General features: G+C 58.0%; 14 protein-coding genes. 7 read left to right on the forward strand and 7 right to left on the reverse strand.

Annotated features, from left to right (window positions below; translation table 11 throughout):
• Nucleotides 1-81 precede the first annotated feature (81 nt).
• Nucleotides 82-522, reverse strand: coding sequence for a DUF3995 domain-containing protein (locus ACA061_RS15565; RefSeq protein WP_150602809.1), 441 nt, complete (start codon nucleotides 520-522; stop codon nucleotides 82-84).
• Nucleotides 523-615: 93 nt separating this feature from the next.
• Here ACA061_RS15565 and ACA061_RS15570 point away from each other — a divergent pair, with 93 nt between their 5' ends.
• The gene (locus ACA061_RS15570; RefSeq protein ID WP_210552954.1) at nucleotides 616-1,005 is read left to right on the forward strand and encodes a DUF2946 domain-containing protein; all 390 of its coding nucleotides are present in this window, start codon (nucleotides 616-618) and stop codon (nucleotides 1,003-1,005) included.
• Nucleotides 1,006-1,097: 92 nt separating this feature from the next.
• Nucleotides 1,098-3,230, forward strand: coding sequence for a TonB-dependent receptor (locus ACA061_RS15575; protein WP_497299561.1), 2,133 nt, complete (start codon nucleotides 1,098-1,100; stop codon nucleotides 3,228-3,230).
• A gap of 161 nt (nucleotides 3,231-3,391) precedes the next feature.
• On the opposite strand, the gene ACA061_RS15580 is transcribed toward ACA061_RS15575, so the two are convergent.
• The 3 genes from ACA061_RS15580 to ACA061_RS15590 all read right to left on the reverse strand — a co-directional run bounded on the left by ACA061_RS15580 (nucleotide 3,392) and on the right by ACA061_RS15590 (nucleotide 5,212).
• A complete protein-coding gene (locus ACA061_RS15580; protein ID WP_497299562.1) occupies nucleotides 3,392-4,408 on the reverse strand; it encodes an ABC transporter substrate-binding protein in 1,017 nt (338 codons plus the stop codon).
• A gap of 127 nt (nucleotides 4,409-4,535) precedes the next feature.
• On the reverse strand, nucleotides 4,536-4,733 hold the full coding sequence (locus ACA061_RS15585) for a hypothetical protein (protein ID WP_150602814.1): 198 nt from the start codon (nucleotides 4,731-4,733) through the stop codon (nucleotides 4,536-4,538).
• Between the two features lie 8 nt (nucleotides 4,734-4,741).
• Nucleotides 4,742-5,212 carry a hypothetical protein gene (locus ACA061_RS15590; RefSeq protein WP_497299563.1) on the reverse strand — a complete coding sequence of 157 codons (471 nt, stop codon included), beginning with the start codon at nucleotides 5,210-5,212 and terminating at the stop codon, nucleotides 4,742-4,744.
• A gap of 400 nt (nucleotides 5,213-5,612) precedes the next feature.
• Here ACA061_RS15590 and ACA061_RS15595 point away from each other — a divergent pair, with 400 nt between their 5' ends.
• Together ACA061_RS15595 and ACA061_RS15600 are read left to right on the forward strand one after the other, a co-directional pair.
• Complete coding sequence (locus tag ACA061_RS15595) at nucleotides 5,613-5,888, forward strand: hypothetical protein (protein ID WP_150615345.1); 276 nt, start codon at nucleotides 5,613-5,615, stop codon at nucleotides 5,886-5,888.
• Between the two features lie 47 nt (nucleotides 5,889-5,935).
• The gene (locus tag ACA061_RS15600) at nucleotides 5,936-6,172 is read left to right on the forward strand and encodes a DUF2789 family protein (RefSeq protein ID WP_210552958.1); all 237 of its coding nucleotides are present in this window, start codon (nucleotides 5,936-5,938) and stop codon (nucleotides 6,170-6,172) included.
• A 5-nt stretch (nucleotides 6,173-6,177) separates the two neighbouring features.
• On the opposite strand, the gene ACA061_RS15605 is transcribed toward ACA061_RS15600, so the two are convergent.
• The 3 genes from ACA061_RS15605 to ACA061_RS15615 form a co-directional block, all read right to left on the reverse strand.
• Nucleotides 6,178-6,381, reverse strand: coding sequence for a hypothetical protein (locus ACA061_RS15605; protein WP_210552959.1), 204 nt, complete (start codon nucleotides 6,379-6,381; stop codon nucleotides 6,178-6,180).
• Nucleotides 6,382-6,494: 113 nt separating this feature from the next.
• Complete coding sequence (locus ACA061_RS15610; RefSeq protein WP_497299564.1) at nucleotides 6,495-8,099, reverse strand: methyl-accepting chemotaxis protein; 1,605 nt, start codon at nucleotides 8,097-8,099, stop codon at nucleotides 6,495-6,497.
• 224 nt (nucleotides 8,100-8,323) lie between these two features.
• Entirely contained in the window at nucleotides 8,324-8,728 is a 405-nt protein-coding gene (locus ACA061_RS15615) for a TraR/DksA family transcriptional regulator (RefSeq protein ID WP_047301757.1), read from the reverse strand.
• A gap of 411 nt (nucleotides 8,729-9,139) precedes the next feature.
• On the opposite strand from ACA061_RS15615, the gene ACA061_RS15620 reads away from it, so the two are divergent.
• The 3 genes from ACA061_RS15620 (at nucleotide 9,140) to ACA061_RS15630 (ending at nucleotide 11,825) form a co-directional block, all read left to right on the forward strand.
• Complete coding sequence (locus tag ACA061_RS15620) at nucleotides 9,140-10,048, forward strand: MurR/RpiR family transcriptional regulator (protein ID WP_497299565.1); 909 nt, start codon at nucleotides 9,140-9,142, stop codon at nucleotides 10,046-10,048.
• A gap of 62 nt (nucleotides 10,049-10,110) precedes the next feature.
• Nucleotides 10,111-10,716: a glutathione S-transferase gene (locus tag ACA061_RS15625; RefSeq protein WP_395598482.1), complete on the forward strand. Its 606-nt coding sequence runs from the start codon at nucleotides 10,111-10,113 to the stop codon at nucleotides 10,714-10,716.
• 2 nt (nucleotides 10,717-10,718) lie between these two features.
• Nucleotides 10,719-11,825 (forward strand): DNA alkylation repair protein, encoded by a 1,107-nt coding sequence (locus tag ACA061_RS15630; protein ID WP_497299566.1) that lies wholly within the window; start codon nucleotides 10,719-10,721, stop codon nucleotides 11,823-11,825.
• Nucleotides 11,826-12,235 lie beyond the last annotated feature (410 nt).

Below are 12,235 nucleotides of genomic sequence, written 5' to 3' on the forward strand. Positions count from 1 at the left end.
CGTTAAAAGACACAGTCCGCGGCAAACGCATTCCCCTGTAGGAGCTGCCGCAGGCTGCGATCTTTTGATCTGGCCTTCACCTCAAACCCAAGCCACCGCCAGCAACCCGCCCCCCAACACCGCACACAACGGCGAATAAACCCACGTATCCAGCCGCGCAAAACGTGAACCCTTCACTTCCTTGAAAAACCCCACCAGATGCGAATCACCAATCGCCCGGGCAAACATCAGCAGCGCAATCACACTGATCACCCACTGCAACGCCTTGTGATGTACCGGCGCCACGCCCCACCCGACCCGCAGACACACCAGCGCGGCAATCGCCAATAAAACAACCGCCACCACCAAGGTAATCCAGCCCGACGGTTTGAATGCCGGTCGCAACGTCGCGACCAAGCCTTCCTCCGGAACTTGCGGAACGGCCGCCACCGCCGCCCATTGCCCACCCAACGCCCAATACACATGCACCAGGCTGATCACCGCAAACACTGTCACCAGCCATTGAGCCAACACAAAGGTCATGGTTGAAATCCTTGAAAGGGATTTGAACAAATCATCCTAGTCGCATTTTTTTCAAGTGCACGACCGATCAGCGGTACGGTAAAGTGCCGCCCCATGAAATTCTCCCGTTCCGATCGATCACTGCTGGCCTGGATGCTCTATTGCTGCGTCCTGTTCAACGTGTTCGCCTGCAGCATCGGTCACGGGCAAATGGTCGGCATGCAGCTCAACGGCATCGGCGGCCAGTTCTGTACAGTCGACCCGGCGACTCAAGCGCCGCAGGCCTCCAATCCCGGCGAAGAACAACTGCCGACGCTGTCCAAAGCCTTCGGCTGTCCGCTGTGCTCTGTCGGTGGCGGCATGGGCCCGGCGTTCAACTCCAGCCTGACCCTGGCGATCCTTCCAGAACAACACAGCCCGCCGCTGGCGCCCATCGCCAGCGCCGACCTCCCTGCCCGCCTTACCTGGCCATCGGCCAACCCACGCGCCCCACCGCTCGCCTGAGTGTTCCTGCCTTTTTGATTTGTCAGCCCACTGCGCCAACGCGCGGCGTTTGCCTGTGCGCTGACTCCTAGACATGCATTCAGGATTCAATGATGAAACAACTCACTTTGCTGGCGAGCCTGTGCGGCTGCCTGTCCGTTAACGTCTGGGCGCAATCCACCGTGGAACTGGCGCCAATCACCATTGATGGCGAATCCGGCAGCGAACCGGGCCTGAGCCTCGACCAGTCCAGCGGCATGGCTTCGCGGCTCGGCTTGAGCCTGCGCGACACACCCGCCTCGGTGGCCATCGCCAATCGCAACGACATCGAGCGCCACGGCGCGCAGAACTTCCAGGACGCCGCCAACACCCTGCCCGGCGTCAATGCCAGCGCACCGCCAGGCTTCGGCGGATTCGTCTCCTACCGCGGCTTCACCAGCAGCCAGATCACCCAGATGTTCAACGGCATCAACGTTTCCGGCGGCCTCGCCCGCCCTGTCGATGCGTGGATCTATGACCGGGTGGAGTTGGTCGGCGGCCCGTCGTCGCTGATCAATGGCGCAGGCTCGGTCGGCGGCTCGTTGAACTACGTGACCAAACTGGCGACCCGCGATGAACAGGCTGTTGAAGGCCGGGTCAGTTACGGCACCTACGACACCAGCGAAACCGCGTTCGGCCTCAACCATGCGCTGACCGATCCAGGCAGCGAGGTGCAGCACTACGCGCGCCTGGACGTCAGCCACAACACCAGCAATGGCTACATCGACCGACAGGAGCGCGATGCCTGGAGCGTGGCGTTTTCGTTACTCAGCGATCTCACACCAAACCTGTCGCATACCCTGGCCCTGGAGTATCAGGACGAGCATGAAGACAGTCCCTACTGGGGCACGCCGGTACTCAACCCCAAGGCCGGCGAGTTGAAGATCGATAAACACAACCGCTTCAACAACTACAACGTCGAGGACGGGCGCTACGAACAGCGGACAATCTGGGTGCGGTCGATCATCGACTACCGGATCAACGACACCACCACCCTGCGCAACACGCTGTATCACCTCGACAGCAAACGCGATTACCGCAATCTCGAAACCTACCAATACAACGCCGACAACTCGGCAGTGAATCGTTCGACGGCGTATCAGGTGCGGCACCAAGGCGAACAGAACGGCAACCAGTTCGAACTGCGCCACGACAACACTTTGTTGGGACTTGATACGACGTGGTCCGGCGGTTTCGAGTACAAGGTCAACCAAACCACCAACTCGCCGCTCAACATAAAAGGCGCGAGCACGGTAAACCCGAACCACTATCGTCCTGGGTATTTCTACGACATTCCCGGCACCAACCCCGAGCTGATCAGTGACAAGACCAACGAGGTCACCACCAAAGCGCTGTTCTTGGAAAACCGCTTGGCGTTGACCGACAAACTGTCGCTGCTCACCGGTCTGCGTTATGACGACATCGATCTCGACGTGACCAACCACCGCGTCGTGACCGCCGCCAATCCCAGGCACCTCAAGCGCAGTTGGGAGCCTGTCACGGGGCGTGCGGGCCTGACTTACCAGTTCACCCCTTCGGCCAACGTCTACGCGCAATATAGCACCGCGGCCGAGCAACCCAATGGCACGCAGGACTTCGACGTCTCGACCGGCAAACAATGGGAAATCGGCAGCAAGTTCGACTACCTGAACGGGCGAGGCTCGGCGACCGTGGCGGCTTACACGATTGAGCGAAAAGACTTCGCCGTCACCGATCCACTCGACCCGACCAGCAGTATTCCTGTGGGTCAGCAGACGTCAAAAGGCATCGAGATTGCCAGCTCGTTGCGCATTACAGACAGACTGCTGGCCGAGGGCAATTTCGCCTGGGTTGACGCGCAGTACGATGACTTCACCGAAAAAAACGCCGCGGGAGCCGTGGATTCGCGCAAGGGCAACACGCCCACCAATGTCCCGGACCGGGTTGGCAATCTCTGGCTGACTTATGATTTTTCGCCGCAATGGCAAGGTGGGGTCGATGCGCGATACGTCGCATCGGTGTTTGCCGACAGCGCAAACACGATGACCGTGCCGTCGTACACGCTGTTCGGCAGCTTCCTCAGTTACAAGGTCGATTCGCACACCACCGTCACCGGTCGGGTGCGTAATTTGACGAATGAGGTGTATGCCGAGTTTGCGCATGTATCGCCGGCGTATTACCTGGGTACTCCGCGTACCTTCGAGTTGGCCGTACAAACCAGGTTCTAACCGAAAACGCTACTCACTGTAGGAGCTGCCGCAGGCTGCGATCTTTTGACTTTGTCCTTCCAAAGGCCAGATCAAAAGATCGCAGCCTGCGGCAGCTCCTACAGAATCAGCATCAGCATCAGCATCAGGATCAGGATCAGGATCAGGATCAGGATCAGGATTTATTGCAGGCTGGCCGAAACCTTATCCGCCACATCCTTCGGCAACCACGCCTGCCACACATCCGGATGCGCCTTCATGAACGCTTCAGCCGCCTGACGCGGTGCGGTGTGCTTCTCGCTCATGTCGGCCAACGCCTTGTTCAGCGCATCAATCGGGAAATCAACCTTGCTGAAGAATTCGGCAATCTGCGGATACTGCTTCTGGAACGGCGTAGACACCCCAATCGACAGTTTCGACGCCAGCGAACGGGTCGGTTTCGGGTTGGGATTATCGGCGTCAGTCAACGTCTTCCAGGCCTCGGCATCAAACGGCGGCTCTTCGAGCTGCACCAGTTTGAACTTGCCGAGCAACGGCGTCGGCGACCAGTAATAGAACAGCACCGGCTTACCCCGACGAATGGAAGAACTGATCTCGGCGTCGAGCGCAGCACCCGAGCCGCTGCGGAAATTGGTGAAGTCGTCCTGCAAACCGTAAGCCGTGAGTTTCTGCTTGTTGACCACTTCTGAAGTCCAGCCAATCGGGCTGTTGAGGAAACGCCCCTTGCTCGGGTTTTCCGGGTCCTTGAACACGTCCTTGTATTTTTTCAGATCACTGACACTGCGCAAGTCCGGTGCCAGCGGCTTGATGCCCTTGGCCGGATCACCCTTGATCACGTATTCCGGCACCCACCAGCCTTCGGTGGCGCCTTTGACCGTATCGCCCAGACTCACGACTTTGCCTTCGGCCTCAGCCTTGACCCACACCGGGCTGCGCCCCGCCCACTCTTCACCTATGACCTGTATGTCATTGTTGGCCAGCGCGGTTTCCAGGGTAATGGTGGTGCCCGGCAAGGTGTCGGTTGGCAATCCGTAGCCCTTCTCGACGATGATCCGCAAGACATCGGTGATCAGGCTGCCACTTTCCCAATTCAGGTCAGCGAAATGGATCGGCGCCTGCGCCGCCATCGCCGATTGCGCTGACGTCAGCAAGCCGAATGTCGCCACGCTGGCGGCCAATAACCGTCGAAATCCGTTCATGCATTGCACCTCGTGCTGTTCACAGCAATGGCAGGATGGCCTGACAGAAGACCGCAAGCCTCTGAATACTCAGTCAACTGACTGTAGACGAGGTTCCTGCTTTTTCAGGGCCTGGCCCCAGACGAGGTTAGCTTTCAGACTTTTCCTGCAAGCTTTGCAGCTCGCGTCTGACCATGCTGGCGTACTCCGCTGGACGCAACGCATAGATCTGCGAGGCCACCCATCCCAGCCACGCGCCTTGCAGCTCGGCCTTCAGCGCGAACAATCGCCCGGCCTCATCACGCGCATTGTCGATGTTCTGCGAATGAAAATCGGCGCGACTCAAACCGCCGATCACTCGCTGGCCTTGAAGGTCACCAATTCGCCCTTGCGCCATTTCGCGGCTTTGCCAGTGACGGCTTTCAGGGTCTTGGTCAGGCCTTCCTGCAATTGCTCATTGGCGGCGAACACGGTCACCACGCTGTGACCTTCCTTGAACAGGATTGCATGACCATCAGCGGTATCAACGAAGGCGTAATCGCCAAGCCCATAAACCGTGAGTTTAATTTCACGAAAGCGGATATCCAGCTTGCCACCTTCACGGCTGGGCAAGACTGCTGCACTGAAGTGATCGCCGACCTTGAGCTTAAGCCCTGGTTTGTCATCGACCACCAACGCACTTTGCGTGTCGATCTCGGCAACGTAAATGCCTTCAGCGCTTTGCTCGGTGATGTAAACAAAACGCGATTGGAACTGCTTGACCAGCTTTGCACGCAAATCACCCAGCACGAACAAAGCATGCATATCGAGATTACTGACTGCCAAAGAAACATCCCCACATCTGAAAAACCGCACACGGGAAACGCGCACGGCAAAAAACGGCCAGGCCGATGGCACTGCCAATTGACTCAAATAAAAACCCGAACGGAGCAGAGCGCTCGTTCAACGCGAGGTTCGTAAGACTACTGGATTGTCACTCGCGAAACCCACTCCAATGTCGCCAAAGCCTGAAGGAAAAATCCTCGCCCGCCATGAGAGAAAGTTGACTACGAACTTTAGGGAAAATTCTCACGAAAAAAAGCTCTTTTCCGACATATCGCTTGCGAAAAATTGCTTTAGATAAGCGCTGTCGTCAACAGGTACTGGCGATTCTAGAGCAGCGATGCTCATTAAGACTACCCACAACGGCCTGTAAATATCGGCCAACTGATGAAAAGGACTTCATATGTGCACTCTGACTCATTTCGCCATGACCGCTGACGCCCGACTCAAATCGCCTGTGATCCTGCATATCACCGGTATGGAAGATCTGCCGGAATCCGTATCAAACGGCCAGACACCACGCTTTCAGGTGGTACCTGCAGGTAACGCCTTCTTTCACATCAAAGAAAAGTCGACAGGCCGTGTAAGAGGTTTCCGCGAGAATCATAACGAGGCATGCGCACTCGCCCGCTCACTCGAATTACAAATCGAACTCCTGGCCAGCGGCTGCCTCAGATAGAGAGAGTGTCGACTACGCCATCCCGGCGGGCGCAAAAGGAGCACACGATGGATCTGGAAACATACAATCTGAAAACCCTGTTCGATCAGTTGGGTCTGCCTTCAGAGGACACGCAAATCGACGACTTCATCGAACAGCATCCGCTGGACGCCAACACCAAATTGGTTGACGCGCATTTCTGGACGGAAGCTCAAAAACAGACACTTGAAGAGTGGATTGGCAAAGACGACGACAGGGCAATTGTCTTCGATGAACTGAACGTACGCCTGCACGACGGCAAGTGACCCGATCAGTGCAGGCTGTCGCCAACCTCCGCCTTCAACTGCGCGAGCCACGCAGCCCTGCACTCCTCGGCCTCATCGCGACTGGCAAACGCGGTGCCACGGCGCTCACCGTTGAGCAAAACCACCCAGCAAACGCTTTGCCCCATCGCGCGCAAACCGGGGGGCACGCCACTGCCGATCATCACGGCAACATCAACCCTGCATTGCATGCGGACCTCCGAAATTCATTAGCTACCTAACTAAGCGGGCATGTTAATGATTTCGCCACAGCGGAAACAGCAACCCTCGTGCACAGATTCATTGCACCAAACGTAACAATCGATCAGCGCGGACTTTCCGGTTTATAGCCCAAACGCAGACCGCCCCAGTGTCGGCCCTTTATCGTGATCGGCACTGACAGGTCGTGCATCAGTTCGCCGGTGTCACGCGTGTAGGTCTGCAACAACACCGGTTGCTGATGGCTGCCACAGCGAATCCCGGTGCGGTCGGCGAACTTGCGTTTAGTCCGGTTGTTGACCGCATCGACCTGCGCATCGCCAGTCAGTGCCTGGCTGAACACCTGATTGTGCGTCGGCACATACCCCTGCTGCGTGCAGGCAATGGCGAACACCAGACCTTCGTGACGCGGCAACAACGGTTCCTGAATTGCCGGCAGAACCTGATCGGTATAACGGTCGAATCGGGTTTGATACTTGGTCGGTTGAGTATTCGCGATTGCCTGATACTGGCGGTCGAACAGATCTTCGAGACTGATCCGTCCTTGCTCGACATCCGCCTCGAAACGCGCCGCAATCTGACTCGCCCCTTCGCGCGCCAGATCATAGATGCGCTGGTGATAGTCATCCAGACCGACTTCGGCCAGACGCTCGCTGATGGTTTCCGCCTGACCTTCCATCTGCACCGCCGCTTCGGCGAGGCGGCGGGTCTGTTGATCGCTGATCGCCAGATCGCTGCGCATCTGCTCGATGGCCTTGAACAGACTGTCGAGCTGCTCGCGATTGGTCTCGGCACCACGGGCGATTTCACCGACCTGACTTTCCACCCCGGCCGCCAGCCGCGCGATGTTCTCCAAGTGCTGGCCAGTGTGCTCGACCTGTTCGACGCCGGTGTGCAAGTCGCTCGACAACTCACGAATCTGCTCCACCACTTGCGCGGTGCGCCGCTGAATGTCGGCGACCATCTCGCCCACTTCGCCAGTCGCCGACGCCGTCCGCGCCGCCAATCCGCGCACCTCATCAGCCACCACCGCAAACCCGCGACCATGCTCGCCAGCCCGCGCCGCTTCAATCGCCGCGTTCAACGCCAACAGATTGGTCTGGCTGGCAATCGACTGGATCACCAAAGTCACACGTTGAATGTCATCGCTGCGCAGGCTCAAGGCTTCGATCAATTCACGACTGGCATTGGCGCGCTGACTGAGCTGATGCATGCGCGAGATCGAATCGATCAATTCGGTACGCCCCGCCGCACTGCTGTGATGTGCCTCGCTGGCGGCTGCAAGTGCATCGCGGCTGAGCTGCGAAGTCGCGTGTTCGGTGGCGATCATCACCTCGGCGTTGCTGACAATCCGTGCCGCGGCATCGAGTTGCGATTCGAGTTTGCTCGCCAGCTCCTTGACCGAAAACGCCACGCCGGCCGCCGACAACGCGTTATGGCTGGTGGTGTAGGAAAGGTCGCGAGTCAGTTCGGACATGGCGCTGCCGGTGTCGGCAGGCGGTGCATCGGGGACGGTTCGGGAGCGCAGGCGCGGCAGCCAGACAATCAGCACCGCCAAGGGCATGCCAACGTAAAGCGACCACTCACCCAGCGTCATGCCGGCCAACAACAGCATCAGGGCGATGCTTTGCAGGGTCGGTGCGATCCAGCGGTTTTTCGGCAAAAGCACTGGTGCAGGCAAAGCCCCAACCAGAGATCCATCTCTCGTCATATCAACACCCCACGCTTGTTCTCATTATTGTGACTGCATTAAACGCCACTACAACGCCATTATCTATGGTCCGTTAGTCGCGGGGTCTGAGTCAGGTCAATGAAACAATCGGGGAATCGCAGACGAGCAAAAACAAAGATCGCAGCCCCTGCAACCCCATGTAGGAGTTGCCGAAGGCTGCGATCTTTTCAGAACGACCCGCAATCGGCGGGTCGCCTCAGGAATCAGGCCTGACGCTGGTGCTTATCGATCTGCTCGTGACGCTCTTGAGCTTCGATGCAGTACTTGGTGGTCGGGCTGATCAGCAGGCGCTTCAGGCCAATGGCCTCGCCGCTGTCATCGCACCAGCCAAAACTGTCTTCCTTGATGCGCTCAAGGGCTTGTTCCAGTTGCGGCAGCATGCGCTGGTCGCGATCGATCGCGTTGACCAGCCAGGTGCGCTCTTCTTCAACCGAAGCCGCGTCCGCCGGATCAGCCGGGGTGTCCAGGCTCTCGATGGCGATACGGTTTTGCTCAATGCGCTCGTGGGTTTCGACTTTCATGTTCTGCAACAGCTCTGCGAAGAAAGCGTGTTGCTCAGCATTCATGTAGTCATCTGCCGGCATGGCCAGCAACTTGTCCTTTGTCATTGATATCTCTATAAAAAAACGTGCATTAAGGCGAAATAGGGAGCGTTCCGGCGAACCGTGTCCGGTCGACGAAAAGGCATCGTTTATTGCAAATGCCACCCGGCACTCAATTTACGAGGGGCGGCAGTCTAAGGCCCGTTTCGGGCATCAGCAACTCTAAATACTGGGAATTTGTCCGACAAGGCCCGGAAAAGGCTCTGACACAGGCTTCATTGCGGTTATCGGAGTGCGTTTATAGCAAGAAATTCAGTCGAGCGGCTGTATATAGAAGACAAACGGCTAACCAAGCTGCGTTTGATCGCGATTTTTTCGCCTGCCAGTGCATCGTTTCAGCCAAGCAGACCCGGTAAACCACCACTAACATCAGCCACACCTCGCCACAGCGTTATCGATCAGCCAGAAGGATGACTTATGCCCCGCCCCGATCTGCCGGCCACCGACGAGCCTACCCTCGCCAGCCCCCCGATCACTGCCGAGCGTCTGCTGCAACTGATCACCGAAGAATACGAAACCCTGCCGCGCCAGCTCAAGCGCATTGCCAGCTACATGAGCCAGCAGAGCGAGCGGATCATGGTCGACCGCATCAGCGACATCGCCCGCGAATGCGAAGTCCACCCGTCTGCCATCGTGCGCTTCTCCCAGCGTTTCGGCTTCAGCGGCTTCAGTGAAATGCAGGCGCTGTTCCGCACCGCCTACACCCACAAAGCCTCGCCAGTGCAGAACTATCAGCAACGCATCCGCAACATGATCGCCAACCAGTCGCAGAAAGCCAGCGACGGCGACCTCGCCCGCGAATGCATCGACGCGACCCTCAGCGGCATCGAACGCCTGGGTCGCGAACTCGACGACATTGCCTTCGAAAAAGCCGTCGACCTGATCGTCAACGCCGACAACATCTATGTCGTCGGCGTGCGCCGCTCCTTCGCCGTCGCCGACTATCTCGTTTACAACTTGCAACACACTCAGAAGCGCATCCACCTCGTCTCCGGCCTCGGCGGCAGCTACCGCGAACAAATGCGCAGCGTCCGCGAAGGCGACCTGGTCATCGCCATCAGCTTCACCCCCTACGCCAAGGAAACCCGACACTGCCTGCGCCACGCCCGCGAACAACAGGCCAACACCCTGATCCTCACCGACAGCCACCTCTCGCCACTGGCCAAACGCGCGAACAGCGTGTTGTTGGTCAATGAAGGCAGTGCGCTGGCCTTTCGTTCGTTGAGTGCGACGTTGTGTTTGTGCCAGGCATTGTTTGTGGCCGTAGCCTATCGACTGGAATTGAATGTCGATGAGATTCACGAACAAGCCGGATTCGACGACTGACAATTCCTTCAACCTCGGCTAGGTTATGCCTACCCCACCGGTTTGACTTGAAGGAACGCGTCATGAAACTGATCGGCATGCTGGACTCCCCTTACGTGCGCCGCGTGGCGATCTCCGCCAAACGCCTAGGGATCGACCTCGAACACGAGTCAGTCTCGGTGTTCCGCCACTTCGAGCAATTCCAGCAGATCAACCCGGTGGTCAAGGCGCCCACCCTGATCCTCGACGACGGCGTCGTCCTCATGGATTCGACCCTCATCCTCGACTACCTCGAAACCGCCTCCGGCAAAAGCCTGCTGCCGAAAGACTTGAGCCAGCGCGCCCAAGCCCTGCGCCTGATCGGCCTCAGCCTCGCCGCCTGCGAAAAAGCCGTGCAGCTCTACTACGAACGCAACCTGCGCCCGGCCGACATCCAATACCAACCGTGGGTCGAGCGCGTCGAAGGCCAACTCGCCGCCGCCTTCACCGCCCTCGAACACGAACTCGAAAAAACCGGCTTACCCACCGACGGCACGCTCACCCAGGCCGGCATCAGCCTCGCCGTCGCCTGGAGCTTCACCGACCTCGTCGTCCCCGACCAGATCGATGTGGCGCGCTATCCGCGTATCGCCCAATACACTGCCTACGCTGAAACGCTTGAAGCGTTCGTCAGCACGCCGATGACCTGATCATGAGCGCACCTGAAACCGCGGCACCGGCACTGAAAGAGATCTTTAACACCGAGCGTTTGCAACACATCGCCACAGAAATGAGCGCCGTGTACCCGGCGTTTAAGGCCAAGGCGTTTTTGAAACACGCCAATGACGGACTCGCCGACCTGTCCGTCATGCAACGCATGGCCCGCGTCAGCGAAAGCCTGCACGCTGTGCTGCCGCTGGACTACGAAGATTCCCTCGATGTGCTGCGCGAACTCGCACCACGACTGAACAGTGGATTCGTCAGCATGTGCCTGCCGCACTACGTCGCCAGCTACGGCGGCCACGCATTCGATACCTCCATGGAAACCCTGAAATACTTCACCACCTTCGGCTCCTCCGAATTCGCCATCCGCCATTTTTTGCGCAGTGATCTGGAGCGTTCGCTGGAACAGATGCACGACTGGACCCAGGACGAAAACCACCACGTCCGCCGCCTCGCCAGCGAAGGCAGCCGCCCTCGCCTGCCGTGGTCGTTTCGGCTGGAAGCGGTGCAGGCGGATCCGCAGTTGGCCGCCGGGATACTGGACCGGTTGAAGGCGGATGAGAGTCTGTACGTGCGCAAGTCCGTGGCGAATCACTTGAATGACGTGACGAAGGTGCATCCCGAGTGGGTGCTCGACACGATCGAAGGCTGGTCGCTGGAAAACAAACACACGGCGTGGATTGCAAAGCATGCGTTGCGGAGTCTGATCAAGCAGGGAGATCTGCGTGCGTTGACGGTGATTGGGGCCGGGGGAAAGCCAGAGGTTGAGCTGCTGGATGTGAAGGTTGAGCCGGCGGTGGTGAGACTGGGGGAAGCGATTACGTTGTCATTTGTGGTGAAGTCGACGGTGGCTGAAGAGCAGCGGTTGGTGATTGATTATGCGATTGACTATGTGAAGGCGCATGGCGGGGTTTCGGGGAAGGTCTTCAAGCTGAAGACGGTGGTGTTGCCGGGGTTTGGGAGTGCAGTGGTGGGACGGCGCCAGGTGATTAAGGATTTTACGACGCGCAAGCATTTTGCTGGGGGACATGGGGTGAAAGTGATGGTTAATGGGGAGGTGTTGGCCGCTACCGCGTTTAACATCATTGGGGGATGACGCCACAAAGAGATTTAGTGGGTTTGGAAAGGGTTAAACAGGTGCGAAATCGGGGGGGGGGGGCCAGTTTCAGCCGATATTGAGCAGCTATTCATGAAGGACTGCTTTCGGCCAGAAGCGGACATCGGCAAGCGACCGATGTCGGCCAATAGCTGCCGGTGGGCAACGACAGAATTCGGTTAGAGCCAACGCGGTGCAGGCAGCAAGAATGAGTCGAACGTAGACAGCGAGCTGGCCAAATAGTAGCTTTCGAGCATACCCGCGCCGTATATGGAATCAAGCTGAGGGTTTTGATTGTTTCCCAATGAGCGAGTATTTTTCGGGTCTACTTGGGGACTATTGATTAGACGATTAAGCCGAACGATTCGTAGCCACCTATCGGATCGCGCAATTGCAATAACCTATTAATA

This window comes from Pseudomonas sp. LBUM1668 (assembly GCF_059695715.1).

Excerpts from the sequence above, each read along its gene's own strand:
- ACA061_RS15575 (WP_497299561.1), top strand. The coding sequence starts at position 1,098 with ATGAAACAACTCACTTTGCTGGCGAGCCTGTGCGGCTGCCTGTCCGTT.
- ACA061_RS15625 (WP_395598482.1), top strand. The coding sequence starts at position 10,111 with ATGAAACTGATCGGCATGCTGGACTCCCCTTACGTGCGCCGCGTGGCG.
- ACA061_RS15580 (WP_497299562.1), bottom strand. The coding sequence starts at position 4,408 with ATGAACGGATTTCGACGGTTATTGGCCGCCAGCGTGGCGACATTCGGC.
- ACA061_RS15570 (WP_210552954.1), top strand. The coding sequence starts at position 616 with ATGAAATTCTCCCGTTCCGATCGATCACTGCTGGCCTGGATGCTCTAT.
- ACA061_RS15615 (WP_047301757.1), bottom strand. The coding sequence starts at position 8,728 with ATGACAAAGGACAAGTTGCTGGCCATGCCGGCAGATGACTACATGAAT.
- ACA061_RS15565 (WP_150602809.1), bottom strand. The coding sequence starts at position 522 with ATGACCTTTGTGTTGGCTCAATGGCTGGTGACAGTGTTTGCGGTGATC.
- ACA061_RS15610 (WP_497299564.1), bottom strand. The coding sequence starts at position 8,099 with ATGACGAGAGATGGATCTCTGGTTGGGGCTTTGCCTGCACCAGTGCTT.
- ACA061_RS15605 (WP_210552959.1), bottom strand. The coding sequence starts at position 6,381 with ATGCAATGCAGGGTTGATGTTGCCGTGATGATCGGCAGTGGCGTGCCC.
- ACA061_RS15630 (WP_497299566.1), top strand. The coding sequence starts at position 10,719 with ATGAGCGCACCTGAAACCGCGGCACCGGCACTGAAAGAGATCTTTAAC.
- ACA061_RS15595 (WP_150615345.1), top strand. The coding sequence starts at position 5,613 with ATGTGCACTCTGACTCATTTCGCCATGACCGCTGACGCCCGACTCAAA.
- ACA061_RS15620 (WP_497299565.1), top strand. The coding sequence starts at position 9,140 with ATGCCCCGCCCCGATCTGCCGGCCACCGACGAGCCTACCCTCGCCAGC.
- ACA061_RS15600 (WP_210552958.1), top strand. The coding sequence starts at position 5,936 with ATGGATCTGGAAACATACAATCTGAAAACCCTGTTCGATCAGTTGGGT.